This is a genomic window from Ruegeria sp. CE12 (assembly GCF_056537525.1).
This window is the reverse complement of sequence record NZ_JBQFRS010000011.1, coordinates 80,323-96,137: the sequence shown is the minus strand read 5'-3', so window position 1 is coordinate 96,137 and position 15,815 is coordinate 80,323. Positions and strand designations below refer to the sequence as shown.

Genomic DNA, 15,815 nt, shown 5'->3' with positions numbered 1-15,815 from the left:
GCTTTCGGGGACGGTAGCGACAGGACCGCACATGGACAATCCCGAAAGGGCGCGCATATTGCACATCATGACAAAGGCTTCGGATATCCTGATCGTTGGCGGTGGCCTGAACGGCCCTGCCTTGGCACTGGCACTTGCGCAGACCGGGCATTCAGTGACCGTGATTGATGCTCTGGCTCAGAAGGTGCGCAAGAACGCTGCCTTTGACGGGCGGGCCTATGCGCTTGCACTTGCATCAAAGCGATTGCTGGACGCCATCGGAGTTTGGGAGCGTGTCGCAGACCACGCCCAGCCGATGTTGGAAATCAAGGTGACTGACGGCCATGCCGGTGCTGGTCCTGCGCCCTTCTTCATGCATTTCGACCATGCCGAAATAGAAGAAGGCCCCATGGGTTACATGGTAGAAGATCGCCATCTGCGCCGCGCCTTTCTTGATGCAATGGCTGAAAACGAACGAATTACGGAAATCAGTGGCAAAACCGTTGTGTCTCAGGACGCGGATGTGTCCGGGGCAACGGTTACGCTGAATGACGGGACAACCCTCACGGGCGAACTGCTTGTCGGATGTGACGGGCGTCGCAGCGGAACAGCGCAACGAGCAGGCATCAAGCGAACCGGTTGGGATTATGGCCAAACCGCGCTCGTATGCGCCATCGAACACGACCTGCCGCATCACGGCGTCGCACACCAGTTTTTCATGCCGCCGGGACCGCTGGCGATCCTGCCTTTGACTGGAAATCGCAGCTCAATTGTCTGGAGCGAGCGTACAGAGACAGCTCACCAGATCAACGCCATGTCCGAGTCAGACTATCTTCAGGTTCTGAGGCCCCGTTTCGGGGACTTTCTGGGCGAAATCCGACTGCAAGGCGATCGCTTCACTTATCCGCTGAACCTTACGATCGCAAATTCATTCATCTCGGATCGTCTCGCTCTGGTTGGGGATGCAGCCCACGGCATGCACCCGATTGCCGGTCAGGGGTTGAACGCGGGCCTGCGCGATGTTGGCGCTCTGGCCGAGGTCCTCACACTGGCCGGTCGCCGCGGTGAAGACATCGGTTCGATACTGGTTCTGGAACGGTATCAGGAGTGGCGCCGTTTCGACACCGCAGCGCTTGCGATAGCGACGGACGTGTTCAACAAGCTGTTTTCAAACGACAACCCTATCCTGCGGATGGGGCGTGATATTGGCATGGGGATTGTCGGCTCATTGCCAGGCCTGCGCCGGGGCTTTGTACGAGAAGCAGCCGGGCTGACGGGTGATCTGCCCAAACTGCTGCAGGGTCGCGCGATCTAGTCGAGTTCGCGCGCCTCATCCACCAGCATGACCGGAATGCCATTGCGGATCGGAAACGCAAGACCAGCAGCCTTGGAAACAAGTTCCTGCCGGTCAGCATCATAGTGCAGTGTCGTATGGGTCTGCGGACAGATCAGTGCCTCAAGCATGTGCCGGTCAAAGGCAAATTCAGAATCGGTCATTGCAGTGTTTCCTCATTTGATCCGCCTCGCAGCGAAAATTCGATCAGTGTCACAAGTGTCTCACGCCGGGTACGCAGGCAAGGTGCCTCAAGCAGGGCCTGTTTATCCTCGGGGTCGAAATCCAATAGCATCGAAAGCGAATTGACCAACAATTCGTCGTCAGCATCCTTCAACGTGTCCCAATCGGTCGACAACTGGCGCGAAGAAAAGAAGCGCTCCAAAAGCTCAAGGAAACGCGCACGGTTAAAACTGTCATCCAATTCAGCCTTACCCAGATCGCGATCAAAGCCATCCCATGAGACCTGACAGCGGCGATATGGGGTAAAACTGTCCAGCTCGGACTTGATCCGAAACCGAGAAATCCCGGTCAGCGTGATCAGATATCGGCCGTCTTCGGTTTCGGAAAATTGCGTCACACGGCCAGCACAGCCGATCTGATGCAGCTTGTTCTCATTGCTAAGGCAAGGGTTTGGCTGAACCATACCGATCAGCCGTTCCTGCGTTTTCAACGCATCGTCCAGCATCTGCAGATAACGCGGCTCGAAGATGTGCAACGGCAAGCGTGAACGGGGCAGCAACAGCGCCCCGGGCAATGGAAAAACGGATACCATATCCGGCAGGTCGGCGGGATGCATCATGTACCCGAGTGTAGTCCTGAACGGGAATTAGGCAAATATCATCGAGCTGAGCTTGCGTCGCCCATTCAGAACAATCGGATCATTGGGCTTGAGCGCATCGAAAACGGTGAACAACTGCGTCTTGGCCGCGCCGTCGTTCCATTCACGGTCCCGGCGGAACAGCTCGAGCAATTGTGCCACTGCTTCTTCGACATCACCATTGGCGTGCAACGCCTGTGCCAGATCGAAACGGGCCTGATGATTGTCGGGCTCAGCCTCGACCGCTGCAGTCAATTCAACCACCGGGCCCGCATCAGCGGCTTGCTTGGCCAGTTCAAGCTGGGCATGTGCCGCCTCAAGCTCCGGTGAACCTGAAATCTCAGCCGGTGCGCCATTCAGGATGGCTTCGGCCTGCTCCAAATCACCAAGGGCGATATGGGCACGCACCAGCCCGCCATAAGCGCCCGCATGGTTTGGATCTTCGCCCAGAATTGCAGCAAAGGTCTGGGCCGCATCGACCGCTGCGCCGTCGTTCAGCATGTCTTCGGCGGCTTGCACTGCATCATCCAACTGACCTCCGGGGCTTTCACCACCGGCAGCTTCAATCACGCGATCGACAAAAGCCTTGATCTCGGATCCGGGCACAGCCCCCTGAAAGCCATCAACCGGCTGACCTTTGAAAAATGCATAAACGGTCGGAATGGACTGAATACGCATCTGCGAGGCGATCATCTGCGCCTCGTCGACGTTGATCTTGACCATCTTCACCGCGCCCTTGGCGGCGGTTACGGCCTCTTCCAACAGCGGACCAAGTGTTTTGCAAGGGCCACACCAGGGCGCCCAGAAATCAACGATCACCGGGGTTTCCTGCGAGGCTTCGACCACGTCGGCCATAAAGGTCGCCTCTGACCCGTCCTTGATCAGATCGGTGGCTTCGGGGCTGGCTGCGCCGTTCAGAAGGTCCATAGCATTCACTCTCCGGTTCGTCCTTGCGCCCTATATGCAACCACGTCGCGCGGAAACCAAGGGCCGAGTTGGCGAATTACGTTTTTGATCAGACGTCGAAAGTTGCAAAGACGGGTGCATGATCGCTGGGTTTTTCCCAGCCACGCGCGTCACGTAACACACGACTTGAATGGCCCGCGTTCGAAATGTCGGGCGTTGCCCATACATGGTCCAGGCGCCGTCCTTTGTCCGCAGCATCCCAGTCACGCGCGCGATACGACCACCAGCTATAAAGCTGTCCTTCGGGGATATCCTGACGCGTAATGTCGACCCAGCCACCTGCATCCTGCGTTTCGGCCAGCGTTTCGACCTCGATTGGTGTATGCGAGACCACTTTCAACAACTGCTTGTGAGACCAGACGTCATCTTCACGCGGAGCAATATTCAGATCGCCGACAAGGATGGATTTCTTGGGCTTTTCAGCATGGAACCAATCGCGCATATCCGTGAGGTAGTCGAGTTTTTGGCCGAACTTCTCATTCTTTTCGCGATCCGGAATGTCACCGCCTGCCGGAACGTAGAAATTGTGGATCGTCACACCGTTTTCCAAACGACCCGCGATATGGCGTGCGTGGCCCAGACCGGCAAAATCCTTGTCACCCACTTCCTCGATCGGCAAACGCGACAGGATGGCAACACCGTTATATCCCTTTTGCCCGCGCGCAATCATGTGGGTGTAACCCAGTTCGGCGAACCCCTCGGTCGGGATCTTTTCGACCGGAGATTTGCACTCCTGCAGACACAGCACATCCGGAGCTTCTTCCTGCAACAGTTTCAGCACGATAGGCTCGCGCAGACGCACGGAGTTGATGTTCCAGGTGGCAAGGGTAAAGGGCATCGGCGGTTTCCTTTGTCGCGTTTGGCGAGAGGTTAGCGTGGTGTGAGATGGGGTGCCATGAGAAAAGGAAGCTAAGCGGACTTAGCGGACATCTATCATCAGTGAATGTCGTTCTGGTGTGCAGGGACTCTTGTCAAATCTATCGCCAAGGAACTGACCCATTTACATTCGTGGCCGTTACGCGCAGCGATGATCCGGTCTTCAACATGACTTGCCTCCCATACTGCAGCGCATTCCAATCCAAGGCACTCGCTCAGAAGCGCTGGCCGTTCCCAGCCTTGCTCAGCAAAGTCTGAATGATGAAGCGAAAGAGCCCCGGAAATTTTGTCCTGCTTGAAACGGTAATCTTCGTTCATCACATCACTTCGAGGCTCAACTCGGCCAATTTTCAGCCAAAAACCTCTACTAATAACGTCACGATAGACAAAGGACTTGAACAATATAGGCAGGTGAATCAAATTTTCGATTGCCGGGCGTTCTGAGAAATATCCTTCAAAAACCGCGACGAAATACTCTTCCCCAAGCTGCCCATATGCCCAACAGTTTTCAGCAATTGGAATCTCAACTAACGCCCCAACTTGCCAGCGCTGCCGTTTTATAGGTTGGCCTCTTTGTGCTCGTAGTAAGTCATTCGTGCCCATGCTTCGTGCATCGCATGCTAAACACTTATTCTCAATGTCAAAGAAGGGCTCTATGCCGACCTTTGCTTCCAATCAAATCACAAAAAAAAGCCGGGCCAAAGGCCCGGCAGTCCAACAGGGAGGTACATGTCATTACCCGGACATGTGCGGGATGGAAGTAACCTTAATATGGGTCAGATAGTATCACTTTGATCCAACTCAATCCACATCCAGTTAAGAAACCAGCCTATAGCCACCAGATTCTGTGACCAAAAGGCGTGCATTCGACGGATCAGGCTCAATCTTCTGACGGAGTCGGTAGATGTGAGTTTCAAGCGTATGAGTTGTCACACCGGCGTTATAGCCCCAGACCTCGTGCAGCAGCACATCGCGTGCAACTACGCCATCTGTCGAGCGATACAGGAACTTGAGGATGTTGGTTTCTTTCTCAGTCAGGCGAATCTTGCGATCATCTTCGGTGATCAGCATTTTCATCGCGGGTTTGAACGTATACGGCCCCAATACGAACACTGCATCCTCAGATTGTTCGTGCTGGCGCAGCTGCGCACGAATACGGGCCAGCAGCACCGGGAACTTAAATGGCTTCGAGACATAGTCGTTGGCACCGGCATCCAGACCCAAAATCGTATCTGCATCGCTGTCGTGACCAGTCAGCATCAGAATTGGGCTTTTCACACCCTGTTTGCGCATCAGACGGCACAGTTCACGCCCATCGGTGTCCGGCAGGCCCACATCCAGAATCACCAGGTCGTAAATCGCCTCGCGGGCGCGCTCCATGGCGGATTGACCGTCATGAGCTTCGAACACATCGAAATCCTCGGTCATCACAAGTTGCTCGCTGAGCGCCTCGCGTAGGTCTTCATCATCATCCACCAGCAGGATTTTCTTGAGCTGAGCCATGTTCGGGTCCTCCTAAGCCTGTTGCATCACTTGCGCGTGGAATATGCAATCAACAAGATTTACTGCAATCGTCTCACGGCCTCGTGTCCGACGCGGCGGAAATGTTTCACATTTGCTGCAGAAAGGGCTAGGAGAATGCCTGATCGCTATAGGGTATCATAGATGAGTCTCATCCCTGACATTACCGAACTGCTCGCGCGCGCACGTGCGGATCTGCGAATGGGCGTGCCTGTGGTCCTGACCGATGACAGCGGTTTCAGCGTGCTCGCACTAGCCTCCGAGACCTTGAGTGCTCAGCGCCTTGCCGATTTAAGAGGATTGGGGGGTGAGCCTGTTGTCGCCATCACCGGACGTCGGGCGGAAACACTCAAGGCGCGGGCCTATGATGGTGATCTGGCACGTGTGATCATTCCGTCAGATGTAGACATCGCCTGGGTTCAGGCCGTCGCCGACCCATCCGACGATCTCAATGCCCCTATGAAAGGTCCGCTGATGACAGAGCGGCAGGGCAACGCCAACCTGCATCGCATCGCCATTGCGCTGACGAAATCCGCGCGCCTGCTGCCTGCCGCCGTGGTAGTCCCTGTCGAAGATGGTCGGGCATTCGCTGCAACGAACGGGCTGACCTGCATTGATCATACGTCTGCCGCACCACACCTTGCAGATCGCAGTGCGCTACATGAGGTTGTAGCAGCGCGTTTGCCTATGGAAGTATCCGAGGCTGGCCGATTGCATGTATTCCGGCCCGAAGATGGGGGCGAGGAGCATTATGCTGTGGAAATCGGGCGACCTGATCGCGGAAAACCCGTCTTAGCTCGCCTGCATTCGGCCTGTTTCACCGGCGACCTCATGGGCAGCCTGAAATGTGACTGCGGGCCGCAACTGCGCGGTGCGTTGGCGCAGATGGGCGCCGAAGGCTCAGGTGTATTGCTATATCTGAATCAGGAAGGCCGAGGTATTGGCCTGGCCAACAAAATGCGAGCCTATTTCCTGCAGGATCAGGGATTCGATACCGTCGAAGCCAATCACAGGCTGGGCTTCGAAGATGATGAACGCGATTTCCGACTGGGATCGGATATTCTGAAATCACTCGGGTTTAATTCGGTACGGCTGTTGACCAATAACCCTGCCAAAATCTCCATGATGGAACGCACAGGCATTGCAGTCACCGAACGCGTGCCACTCAAAGTCGGTGAAACAGCCCACAATCGGGGATATCTGGCTACAAAGGCGGCGAAATCGGGTCATCTGCTTTGACACCCGACGATCTGGTTCTGACCCCAAAGGGGGTGCGGTTTTCAGGAAGACTCTTTCCCTGTTCAATCGGCAAGGGTGGACTGAGCGACCAAAAGCGCGAGGGTGATGGCGCGACCCCGATCGGCGTTCATAGAATCGCTGGCATGCTCTATCGACCTGACCGGATCACGCCCCCTGCCCCGTGGGCACGCCCCATAGGGCCACATGACCTCTGGTCGGATGATGTTTCAGACAGCAGCTACAATCATCTCGTTACAGCCCCATATCCGTTCAGCCACGAACGTCTAAGACGATCCGATCCTTTGTATGATCTTGTGCTGATCACAGATTGGAACTGGCCCAATGCAGTTCCGGGAAAAGGATCTGCGATTTTCATCCACCAATGGAGGCGGCCAGGCTATTCGACAGAAGGCTGCGTGGCATTTCGACGTGACCACCTGCGCTGGATCGCGGAACGGATATCGCCCGGTACCCGCCTGATTATTCCGCCGACTTAATCCGCTCACCAAAGATGGCAGATCCCACGCGCACATGTGTAGCACCCAGCGCGATCGCAGATTCGAAGTCTCCACTCATCCCCATCGACAACCCTTCAAGCCCGTTTCGCTGAGCGATTTTGGCGAGCAATGCGAAATGCAAAGAAGGCTCTTCCTCGACAGGGGGGATGCACATCAATCCACGCACAGGCAGATCAAGTTCTCGGCAATCGGCAATGAATTCATCCGCATCAGCAGGCAGAACACCCGCCTTTTGCTCCTCTTCACCTGTGTTGACCTGAATGAACAGGTCCGGACAGGAACCCATTTCCTGCGCGAGCCGGGCGAGAGTCTTTGCCAGTTTCGGTCGGTCCAGCGAATGGATCGCGTTACACAGCTCCATCGCCTGCCGGGCTTTGTTCGTCTGCAATGGGCCGATCAGATGTAAATCTATGTCCGAATAGCGCTCTTTGAATTCCGGCCACTTCCCGGTTGCCTCCTGAACACGGTTTTCGCCAAAGCAACGGTGCCCCTGATCAAGGACGGCCTCGACGCGCTCATTCGGTTGCACCTTAGAGACAGCTATCAGCTTCACCGATCCCGCCGGGCGACCAGCTGCGGTTTCAGCTTTGGCGATACGGGCGGTGATTTCTTGCAGCGGCATTGCGCGGTCCTCAATTTTGTTTTGCGCAGAGAAACACCAAGTCAGCGCAAAAGAAAAGGGCAGGTCCTAAGACCTGCCCTCAAACCTTGCGGTTCAGATCAACTTAGAAGTTGAACTGTGCACCGAAGTCAGCTTGGGTCACGCTTGTGCCCTGACCGCGCTTCGAGCGACCAACACCACCGCGCAGGGTTACACCGCCGCCCAGATCGTAGATGGCGCCGATGCCGTACTGCTGGTTATCGTCGTCAGCAGAACCGTCACCGTAGACGAACTGCAGAGTGGTTGCGGAACCAACAGTGTAGGCACCCGAAACACCGTATGCAGTACCGTTGCGAGCAGCGTTGACCACGTCATCGTCCGCTACAAACAGGCTACCAGTGAAGTTGCCGAATTCTGCACCCAGAGTGAATACAGTCAGCGACTCTTTTGTGCTGGAGCTGTTCACGCTTGCTTTGGTCTGACCGTAGGCCAGAGCAGCTGTGATGTTGTTGAACGCATAGGTTGCGCTGATGTCCCAGCGGTCGCCGTCCTGCGGAACACCGTTAACTGCGAAAGTCGCTTGGTCGTACGATGCGCCGAACGAGAAGTCGCCAACTGCATACTGGAAGAATACAGCGTTCGAGCCCGAACCGGTCGACGAGTAAGCCAGGAAGTTGTAGTCAACGCCCGAGTACTGACCTGCGAACAGTTCCAGACCGATTTCAGTACCGTAGTAGTTTGCCAGGTTGTCAAACGAACCCGCTACGTTACCCGCGTCAACACGCAGACCGCCGTAGATGACCGAGAAACGTGCGCCGTTCAGGCCAGCCGAGTTGGCTTCACCGGTGTTGGCGTTTTCGTCAGCCTGCAGACGAACACGAGCCGAGAACTCAACGCCACCGTCGGTTTCTGCGGTGCCGTCGATGTTCAGGCGGAAGCGCGAGACCAGGATGGTGTTGTCGGTTGCAACAGTCGCCGTGCCAACGGTCGGCGGAGTTGTGGTGGTGTCGATGTTCGGTACAGTACCGGTACGGTCTTCTTTGTACGCGATACCAAAACGGCCGTAGCCGCTGAACTTAACTTCCGCTGCTGCAACGCTTGCGGTCGCGATCAGCGCGGTCGTTGCGAAGAGAACTTTTTTCATCTTGTTTCCCTCGGTTTCAATAATTTCTACTCGACATATGCCTGCTGCACATGTCTCAGCACGGACATCGTTTCGCTCTTTTCGCCCCCAAAGCGCAAGCTTGCTATAAATGCACCGACGTCATTGAGCCCTGATTGGTGCAAGGATGCCACAGTGCATTTGTGCGAAAAGCTGTGCCGACCCCCCGACGGCACATGAACGTGCCCGCAGTGCCCCTAATTAATAAGTGCCAAGTTGGGGGTTGTTGCAGGAGTTTTCCTTCTCTAGGAGTATCTCTCAGCAATAAACAACAAGTGAAACAGGACCTGCCGACGATGCGCCTGCTGACGATTCCGGGTTTGATCATACTGACTGCCACCGTTTCGGCCTGCAGTCGTAATAACGACGGGCCTCCGGCTTACAACCCGAAGACACTTGGGGGCGGAAATGCAGCCGAGGCGGAACTTGATGATCCGAATCGCTCGACAATCTGGGATTTGTTTGGCCCGAATAACGCCGAACAGACCACCCAGGTGAATCGGTACTTGTGGGCGGCATCGCTTGATGTGCTGAATTTCCTGCCCGTTCAGGAGGTTGATCCGTTTACCGGTGTCATCGTCACTGGATACGGCACACCTCCGGGTGGAGGCCGATCCTATCGCGCGACTGTGCATATCAGCGATCCGGCCCTTGCAGCACGCTCTTTGTCGGTCGCGCTGCAGACGAGCGGAGGTGCTCCGGTAAGCGCCGCAACAACGCGGGCGGTCGAAGACGCCATCCTGTCGCGGGCGCGCCAGCTACGTATTGCGGACAACAAGCTCTAGTAACCCGCATCAAATCGCAATATTACCACGCCGGGTTCATGCCCGGCGTTTTCATTACGAAGGACCGTACGATGTCTCGCTACTCGGCCAACGAAATCGAAGCAAAATGGCAGGAAGCCTGGGACAAGGCTGGAATCTTCACCGCCAACCACAAGGCGGACAAGCCGAAGTATTACGTGCTTGAGATGTTCCCCTACCCGTCGGGCCGAATCCATATGGGGCACGTACGCAACTATACGATGGGCGATGTGATCGCGCGTCACAAGCTGGCAACCGGACACAACGTGCTGCACCCGATGGGCTGGGATGCGTTCGGGATGCCCGCGGAAAATGCCGCTATGGCCATTGGCGGCCACCCCAAAGACTGGACCTATAGCAATATTGCCGACATGCGTGGGCAAATGAAACCGCTGGGCCTGTCGATAGACTGGTCCCGCGAATTCGCCACCTGTGACCCGGAATATTACGGCCAGCAGCAGGCATTGTTCCTTGATATGCTCGATGCTGGCTTGGTTTACCGCAAGAACGCCGTGGTGAACTGGGACCCGGTCGATATGACGGTTTTGGCCAATGAGCAGGTGGAAAACGGCCGCGGGTGGCGCTCGGGTGCGCTGGTGGAACGGCGCGAGCTGACCCAGTGGTTCTTCAAAATCTCAGACTATTCCGAAGAATTGCTCGACGCGCTGGACACTCTGGATGACTGGCCCGCTAAGGTACGCCTGATGCAGGAAAACTGGATCGGCAAGTCACGCGGCCTTCAGTTCGGGTTCGAACGTACCGATGGCGAAGAGCCGATCACCGTATACACGACTCGCCCGGATACTTTGCTGGGCGCGTCTTTCGTTGGCATCTCACCAGACCACCCGATTGCCAAGCAGCTTGAGGCCGAAAACCCCAAAGTCGCTGAATTTGTTGCCGAATGCCGCAAGGGTGGCACCACGGAAGAGGCGATCGAGACCGCTGAGAAACTGGGCTATGATACCGGTATCCGCGTCAAACACCCGCTGGACCCGAATTGGGAACTGCCGGTCTGGATCGCGAACTTCATCCTGATGGACTACGGCACCGGCGCGATCTTTGCCTGTCCGGCGCATGATCAGCGCGACCTCGACTTCTGCCGCAAATACGGCCTGCCGGTGGTCGATACCTTCTTTGCACTTGATGACGACACACCGGTCGACCGGATCGCCTTTGTACCTCCCAAAACTGAAAAAGTCCGCTGGGTGAACCATTTCGCAGGCTTGACCGAGGCGACAGGTGAAGAGGCAATCAACGCCACAGTCGATTTCGCAGAAAAGGCCGGTTGGGGCGAAGGTGTCACCAAATACCGTCTGCGCGACTGGGGCTTGTCACGCCAGCGCTATTGGGGCTGCCCGATTCCCGTTGTTCACTGTGAAAAATGCGGCACCGTGCCCGAAAAGAAAGAGAATCTGCCGATCGAGCTGCCATATGACGATGGCAACGGTAAGCCGATAGACTTCTCGATCCCCGGCAACCCACTGGACCGCCACCCCAACTGGCGTGATACCCCGTGTCCGTCCTGCGGAGCCTCGGCCAAGCGCGAAACCGACACGATGGACACTTTCGTCGATTCGTCCTGGTATTTTGCCCGTTTCACTGCTCCGCGCGCTGAAACGCCAACCGATCTGACTGAGGCCGAATACTGGATGAATGTCGACCAGTATATCGGCGGGATCGAGCATGCGATTCTGCACCTGCTCTATTCGCGTTTCTTTGCCCGGGCGATGCACATCACCGGACACCTGCCGAAGAAGGCCATTGAGCCGTTCAATGCCCTGTTCACGCAAGGCATGGTGACACATGAGATTTATCAGACCCGTGATGCCAACGGTCGTCCGGTCTATCACCTGCCCGAGGACGTGACCGACGGCAAATTAGCTGACGGCACCGAGGTCGAGATCATTCCCTCGGCCAAAATGTCGAAGTCCAAGAAAAACGTGGTCGACCCCGTCAGCATCATCTCGGCCTTCGGTGCGGACACCGCACGATGGTTCGTTCTGTCCGATTCGCCGCCGGAGCGTGACGTGGAGTGGACAGCTGCGGGTGCGGAAGCAGCCTTTAAACACCTGAACCGGGTGTGGAATCTCTGCGACAAGATCGGCGCAATGGACCCTGATGCGAAAGGCGAAGGGGATGAGGAGCTGCTGCGCGAGATGCACAAGACCATACACGATGTGACACTGGGTGTGGAAAGCTTTGGCTTTAACGCAGCTATCGCGAAACTCTATGCATTCACCAATACGCTTGCGAAATCCAAAGCAGGTGCAGCCGCTCAAAAGCAGGCGATCAAGACACTGGCGCAGCTGATGTCGCCAATGACCCCGCATCTGGCCGAGGATATCTGGGCACATCAGGGCGGCGAAGGTCTGGTGGCCGTCGCTCCTTGGCCGGTCGCTGACGAGGCAATGCTGGTTGATGACACCGTCACCCTGCCGATCCAGATCAACGGCAAGCGTCGCGCAGAAATCAGCGTGGCCAAGGATCTGGCCAAGGATGAGGTTGAAAAAATCGCGCTCAGCACCGAAGCTGTGCAAAAGGCGCTGGATGGTAATGCGCCCAAGAAAGTGATTGTTGTACCGGGCCGGATCGTCAATGTCGTCGTTTGATCGCAGAACCTTGTTGCTGATGCCGCTGGCAATCGCCGCGTGCGGTTTTCAGCCCGTGTATGCCCCAGGTGGGGCGGGATCGAACCTTTACGGAAAGGTCGCCGTTTCTGCCCCCAATACGGTCGACAGCTATTTGCTGGTCCAGAATCTCGAACAACGGCTCGGGCGTAGTGCGACATCGGGCAGTGATTACAATCTGGATGTGCAGGTTTCGGCCGTTGTCCGGGGGGCCGCCATCACCCCAACCAACGAAACCACGCGCTACACGATCGATGGTCGGGCGGATTACTCGCTGAAATCCGCAGAAACCGGTCAGATCGTTGCCTCGGGCACGGTGACCGATTTCGTCGCCTACTCTGCTGCCGGTTCAACCGTGTCCACGCTCGCAGATGAACGCGATGCAAAGGATCGGTTGATGACGATTCTTGCGGATCAGATTGTCACGCAGCTTTACGCCAACCCCGGTCTCGCCACATGAAGTTAAGCCCGCGTGAGGCAGAAGGCTATTTCGCTAAGCCTGACGCGGACAAGGTTGGATTGTTGATCTACGGGTCGGATGCCATGCGCGTCGCACTCAAGCGTCAACAAGTCTTGGTATCTCTGCTCGGCCCGAATGCCGAAGAAGAGATGCGCCTGACACGAATGCCCGGTGCAGATTTGCGCGGTGATCCGGCACTTTTGTTGGATGCAGTCAAAGCAGTTGGCTTTTTCCCTGGTCCCCGGGCCGTTTTCGTTGAAGACACAACAGATGCTGCCGCACCGGCGATCATCTCGGCGCTTGAAGACTGGGCACCCGGTGACGCACAGATCATCATCACGGCCGGGCAGCTCAAACCAAGTTCCAAAATCCGCAAGGCGTTTGAGGCGAATCCTGCAGCCTATGCGGTTGGTATCTATGACGATCCGCCATCGCGGGCCGAGGTTGAGCGGGTACTCAACCAGGCCGGATTGCAGAACATCTCACGTGATTCCATGTCTGCTCTCAGCGAGTTGGCGACAGGGTTAAGTCCGGGAGATTTCACCCAAACCGTTGAAAAACTGTCGCTTTACAAGCGCGGTGACGAATCGGAATTGACGGTCGAAGATATCGAGGCTTGCGCACCCCGCTCGACCGAGGCGGCATTGGATGATGTACTCAACGTGGTAGCCGAAGGTCGCGCCGGAGAGATCGGACCGCTGATCCGACGCCTGCAGGCGCAGGGGACCAATGGTGTAACCCTGTGCATCGGCGCAACCCGGCATTTTCGTACCCTGTATGCGTGTGCCTCTGATCCGGGTGGGGCCGCACAAGGCATCGGCAAACTGCGCCCGCCGATTTATGGCAAACGGCGTGACCGCATTCTGCGACAGGCGCAGGGTTGGGGTGCACCCAAGCTACAAACCGCACTTACGGTTCTGACCGATACGGACCTGTCTCTGCGGTCAGCTGGACAAACTGCGCCCGCTATGGCGTTGGTCGAACGCGCGATGATCCGGATCGCCATGCTGGCCCGCTCACGCTGAGGTGACCTCCCGTTTGACTTGACGCCCGCCAATTGAACTTCAGATTGGACGCAGACATGTCAGCCGGGAGATTCTCATGTACAAAGTCTATGGTCGCATCCAAAGCCGCGCATCGCGGGTAATCTGGTTGCTGGAGGAGCTGGGACAGGACTACGAGTTCATCAATGTCGGACCGCATGATCCTCAGGTGCTGGCTTTGAACCCGTCGGGTAAAATTCCGGTTCTCGTGGACGGGAACACTGTAATCTCAGACAGCTCGGCGATCATGACCTATCTGGCCGACAAGCATGGCGCATTTACCTTCCCGGCCGGCACCGAAGAGCGCGCTGTGCAGGATTCTCTGTTTCACGCGCTTCTGGATGAATTTGACGCAGTTCTGTGGGTCGCTGCGCGCCACGGGTTCGCATTGCCCGAAGAAAAACGTGTGCCGCAGATCTCGGATTCAGCGAAATGGGAATTCGACCGAAACTTTCAGCGTATGGGTGATCGGTTCAAAGGTCCCTTCCTGCAAGGTGAGACCATGACCATTGCCGACATCCTGTGCATCCATTGCATGAGCTGGGCAAAGTCCGCCGGTTTCCCGCTGAACTCAGACGTGTTGAGAGCTTACGGCAAAGAGGTACGCAATCGCCCCGCCTATCTTAAGCTAGGAGAGCTGGCTCAAGCCGCCTAAGCGTTACCGGTCTGCTGCAACCATTCCGCAGCAGACCTGCCAGCCCACCGACCAGTCGCGAGACACGCGGTCAACAGATACCCCCCGGTCGGGGCCTCCCAATCCAGCATCTCACCGGCACAGAACACGCCCGGCAAGTCGCGTAACATTAACCCGTCATCCATGGCTGATCTCTTCACGCCACCAGCTGTTGAGATAGCCTCGTCCAATGGTCGCAATCCTGCATGGCGGATTGGAAGCTTTTTCAGCATCCTGACCGGGTCTTCCTGCATTTGAGGATCGCCTTTTGACATCTCATGAAAAAGGGCAATCTTTTGCGGCGAAAGGCGCAACCCATTCTTAAGCCATTGGGAAAGAGTAGTTTTTGATTTTTTCCTGGCAAATCTGACCTTCAATTCGTCCCGAGTTAAATCGGGCAGCAGATCAACACAAAGCGGCACCCCTTCCCGCAATGCAGGGGTCAGAGGGTAGAGGCCACCACCTTCCAATCCGTTTGCTGATATCGTCGCCTCACCCCGGCTTTCCAATTCTCCGGCGGTCCAGCGCACCGCCTTGAGAGCAGCACCAAAATGGGCCTGCATATATGCGCTCCATTCTACTGAGAGTGCCGAATTAGCGGGCGCAAACGGAGCAATCGGAACACTTTTGTCAGCCAGAACCGGTGCCCATGCACCATCCGAGCCCAGACGAGACCAACTGGCACCGCCCAGCGCCAGAATCGTCGCATCCGCCTGTACTTCAGTGCGGTTATCAGGGGTCTCAAACACCAGCGAAGAACCCTCCCAGCCAGTCCAACGCCATCGGGTTCTGATCTGAACACCTTTTTCCCCCAGACGCGCCAACCAAGCCCGAAGCAGAGGTGACGCCTTCATGACCTTCGGAAATACTCGTCCAGTGGAACCGGTAAACAACTCCTGCCCCAGATCTTGGGCCCAGCCCTGAACGGAATGTGCGTCGAATTCGGCAATGATCGGGCCCAGCCAGTTCTGCGCCTGATCGTAAGACTGGATCAATTGCTCGAACGGCTCATCCTTGGTCAGGTTCAGACCGGACTTCCCGGCCATCAGAAACTTGCGCGCGACCGAGGGTTTGGCTTCGGCTACGAGAACCGAATGACCAGCATCAGCAAGCTGCTCAGCGGCCATCAGCCCGGCTGGACCTGCCCCGATCACCACGGTCTGCGCCATCATCACCCTCTTGCGTTGCTCTGTT

17 protein-coding genes are annotated in these 15,815 nt (G+C 56.5%); 8 read left to right on the top strand and 9 right to left on the bottom strand.

The annotated features are described in order from the left end of the window. Positions 1-67 precede the first annotated feature (67 nt). Positions 68-1,294 carry an FAD-dependent monooxygenase gene (locus tag ACR0IO_RS19815; protein ID WP_480743971.1) on the top strand — a complete coding sequence of 409 codons (1,227 nt, stop codon included), beginning with the start codon at positions 68-70 and terminating at the stop codon, positions 1,292-1,294. Here the strand turns inward: ACR0IO_RS19815 and ACR0IO_RS19810 are convergent. From ACR0IO_RS19810 to ACR0IO_RS19785, 6 genes are all read right to left on the bottom strand, one after another. Further along, the gene (locus ACR0IO_RS19810; protein WP_155145805.1) at positions 1,291-1,476 is read right to left on the bottom strand and encodes a Trm112 family protein; all 186 of its coding nucleotides are present in this window, start codon (positions 1,474-1,476) and stop codon (positions 1,291-1,293) included. The two genes, ACR0IO_RS19815 and ACR0IO_RS19810, sit on opposite strands and share 4 nt — an antisense overlap. Further along, positions 1,473-2,114 (bottom strand): LON peptidase substrate-binding domain-containing protein, encoded by a 642-nt coding sequence (locus ACR0IO_RS19805; protein WP_155145807.1) that lies wholly within the window; start codon positions 2,112-2,114, stop codon positions 1,473-1,475. Before ACR0IO_RS19805 ends, ACR0IO_RS19810 begins: the two co-directional genes overlap by 4 nt. 27 nt (positions 2,115-2,141) lie before the next feature. Beyond that, entirely contained in the window at positions 2,142-3,059 is a 918-nt protein-coding gene (gene trxA / locus ACR0IO_RS19800) for a thioredoxin (protein ID WP_480743967.1), read from the bottom strand. Positions 3,060-3,147: 88 nt separating this feature from the next. Next, positions 3,148-3,936, bottom strand: a complete 789-nt coding sequence (locus ACR0IO_RS19795) for an exodeoxyribonuclease III (RefSeq protein ID WP_480743965.1) — start codon at positions 3,934-3,936, stop codon at positions 3,148-3,150. Between the two features lie 98 nt (positions 3,937-4,034). Further along, positions 4,035-4,577, bottom strand: a complete 543-nt coding sequence (locus tag ACR0IO_RS19790; RefSeq protein WP_480743962.1) for an Imm26 family immunity protein — start codon at positions 4,575-4,577, stop codon at positions 4,035-4,037. Between the two features lie 213 nt (positions 4,578-4,790). Next, complete coding sequence (locus ACR0IO_RS19785; RefSeq protein WP_120634046.1) at positions 4,791-5,477, bottom strand: response regulator transcription factor; 687 nt, start codon at positions 5,475-5,477, stop codon at positions 4,791-4,793. Between the two features lie 162 nt (positions 5,478-5,639). Here ACR0IO_RS19785 and ribA point away from each other — a divergent pair, with 162 nt between their 5' ends. Together ribA and ACR0IO_RS19775 are read left to right on the top strand one after the other, a co-directional pair. Further along, entirely contained in the window at positions 5,640-6,734 is a 1,095-nt protein-coding gene (ribA, locus tag ACR0IO_RS19780) for a GTP cyclohydrolase II (RefSeq protein WP_170336832.1), read from the top strand. Continuing rightward, positions 6,731-7,231 (top strand): L,D-transpeptidase family protein, encoded by a 501-nt coding sequence (locus ACR0IO_RS19775; protein ID WP_480743957.1) that lies wholly within the window; start codon positions 6,731-6,733, stop codon positions 7,229-7,231. Before ribA ends, ACR0IO_RS19775 begins: the two co-directional genes overlap by 4 nt. Here ACR0IO_RS19775 and ACR0IO_RS19770 read toward each other — a convergent pair. Together ACR0IO_RS19770 and ACR0IO_RS19765 are read right to left on the bottom strand one after the other, a co-directional pair. Further along, complete coding sequence (locus tag ACR0IO_RS19770; protein WP_480743955.1) at positions 7,215-7,874, bottom strand: YggS family pyridoxal phosphate-dependent enzyme; 660 nt, start codon at positions 7,872-7,874, stop codon at positions 7,215-7,217. The genes ACR0IO_RS19775 and ACR0IO_RS19770 overlap by 17 nt on opposite strands. Positions 7,875-7,977: 103 nt before the next feature. Then, complete coding sequence (locus ACR0IO_RS19765; RefSeq protein WP_155145821.1) at positions 7,978-8,997, bottom strand: porin; 1,020 nt, start codon at positions 8,995-8,997, stop codon at positions 7,978-7,980. A 314-nt stretch (positions 8,998-9,311) separates the two neighbouring features. On the opposite strand from ACR0IO_RS19765, the gene ACR0IO_RS19760 reads away from it, so the two are divergent. From ACR0IO_RS19760 to ACR0IO_RS19740, 5 genes are all read left to right on the top strand, one after another. Beyond that, positions 9,312-9,800: a DUF3576 domain-containing protein gene (locus ACR0IO_RS19760; RefSeq protein WP_480743950.1), complete on the top strand. Its 489-nt coding sequence runs from the start codon at positions 9,312-9,314 to the stop codon at positions 9,798-9,800. 71 nt (positions 9,801-9,871) lie between these two features. Continuing rightward, positions 9,872-12,427 carry a leucine--tRNA ligase gene (leuS, locus tag ACR0IO_RS19755; protein ID WP_480743948.1) on the top strand — a complete coding sequence of 852 codons (2,556 nt, stop codon included), beginning with the start codon at positions 9,872-9,874 and terminating at the stop codon, positions 12,425-12,427. Beyond that, positions 12,414-12,905 carry an LPS assembly lipoprotein LptE gene (gene lptE, locus ACR0IO_RS19750; protein ID WP_170336839.1) on the top strand — a complete coding sequence of 164 codons (492 nt, stop codon included), beginning with the start codon at positions 12,414-12,416 and terminating at the stop codon, positions 12,903-12,905. The genes leuS and lptE overlap by 14 nt, the downstream gene beginning before the upstream one ends. Then, entirely contained in the window at positions 12,902-13,930 is a 1,029-nt protein-coding gene (gene holA / locus ACR0IO_RS19745) for a DNA polymerase III subunit delta (protein ID WP_480743945.1), read from the top strand. The genes lptE and holA overlap by 4 nt, the downstream gene beginning before the upstream one ends. A gap of 76 nt (positions 13,931-14,006) precedes the next feature. Then, the gene (locus tag ACR0IO_RS19740) at positions 14,007-14,603 is read left to right on the top strand and encodes a glutathione S-transferase family protein (RefSeq protein WP_480743943.1); all 597 of its coding nucleotides are present in this window, start codon (positions 14,007-14,009) and stop codon (positions 14,601-14,603) included. On the opposite strand, the gene ACR0IO_RS19735 is transcribed toward ACR0IO_RS19740, so the two are convergent. Further along, positions 14,600-15,790 (bottom strand): TIGR03862 family flavoprotein, encoded by a 1,191-nt coding sequence (locus tag ACR0IO_RS19735; protein ID WP_480743941.1) that lies wholly within the window; start codon positions 15,788-15,790, stop codon positions 14,600-14,602. The genes ACR0IO_RS19740 and ACR0IO_RS19735 overlap by 4 nt on opposite strands. Positions 15,791-15,815: the final 25 nt, after the last annotated feature.

What these genes read in the sequence shown, in the direction of transcription:
- ACR0IO_RS19810 (WP_155145805.1), bottom strand. Translation starts at nt 1,476, where the DNA reads ATGACCGATTCTGAATTTGCCTTTGACCGGCACATGCTTGAGGCACTG.
- ACR0IO_RS19770 (WP_480743955.1), bottom strand. Translation starts at nt 7,874, where the DNA reads ATGCCGCTGCAAGAAATCACCGCCCGTATCGCCAAAGCTGAAACCGCA.
- leuS (WP_480743948.1), top strand. Translation starts at nt 9,872, where the DNA reads ATGTCTCGCTACTCGGCCAACGAAATCGAAGCAAAATGGCAGGAAGCC.
- ACR0IO_RS19740 (WP_480743943.1), top strand. Translation starts at nt 14,007, where the DNA reads ATGTACAAAGTCTATGGTCGCATCCAAAGCCGCGCATCGCGGGTAATC.
- ACR0IO_RS19760 (WP_480743950.1), top strand. Translation starts at nt 9,312, where the DNA reads ATGCGCCTGCTGACGATTCCGGGTTTGATCATACTGACTGCCACCGTT.
- ACR0IO_RS19785 (WP_120634046.1), bottom strand. Translation starts at nt 5,477, where the DNA reads ATGGCTCAGCTCAAGAAAATCCTGCTGGTGGATGATGATGAAGACCTA.
- lptE (WP_170336839.1), top strand. Translation starts at nt 12,414, where the DNA reads ATGTCGTCGTTTGATCGCAGAACCTTGTTGCTGATGCCGCTGGCAATC.
- ACR0IO_RS19815 (WP_480743971.1), top strand. Translation starts at nt 68, where the DNA reads ATGACAAAGGCTTCGGATATCCTGATCGTTGGCGGTGGCCTGAACGGC.
- holA (WP_480743945.1), top strand. Translation starts at nt 12,902, where the DNA reads ATGAAGTTAAGCCCGCGTGAGGCAGAAGGCTATTTCGCTAAGCCTGAC.
- ACR0IO_RS19735 (WP_480743941.1), bottom strand. Translation starts at nt 15,790, where the DNA reads ATGGCGCAGACCGTGGTGATCGGGGCAGGTCCAGCCGGGCTGATGGCC.
- trxA (WP_480743967.1), bottom strand. Translation starts at nt 3,059, where the DNA reads ATGGACCTTCTGAACGGCGCAGCCAGCCCCGAAGCCACCGATCTGATC.
- ACR0IO_RS19805 (WP_155145807.1), bottom strand. Translation starts at nt 2,114, where the DNA reads ATGATGCATCCCGCCGACCTGCCGGATATGGTATCCGTTTTTCCATTG.
- ACR0IO_RS19790 (WP_480743962.1), bottom strand. Translation starts at nt 4,577, where the DNA reads ATGGGCACGAATGACTTACTACGAGCACAAAGAGGCCAACCTATAAAA.
- ACR0IO_RS19795 (WP_480743965.1), bottom strand. Translation starts at nt 3,936, where the DNA reads ATGCCCTTTACCCTTGCCACCTGGAACATCAACTCCGTGCGTCTGCGC.
- ribA (WP_170336832.1), top strand. Translation starts at nt 5,640, where the DNA reads ATGAGTCTCATCCCTGACATTACCGAACTGCTCGCGCGCGCACGTGCG.
- ACR0IO_RS19765 (WP_155145821.1), bottom strand. Translation starts at nt 8,997, where the DNA reads ATGAAAAAAGTTCTCTTCGCAACGACCGCGCTGATCGCGACCGCAAGC.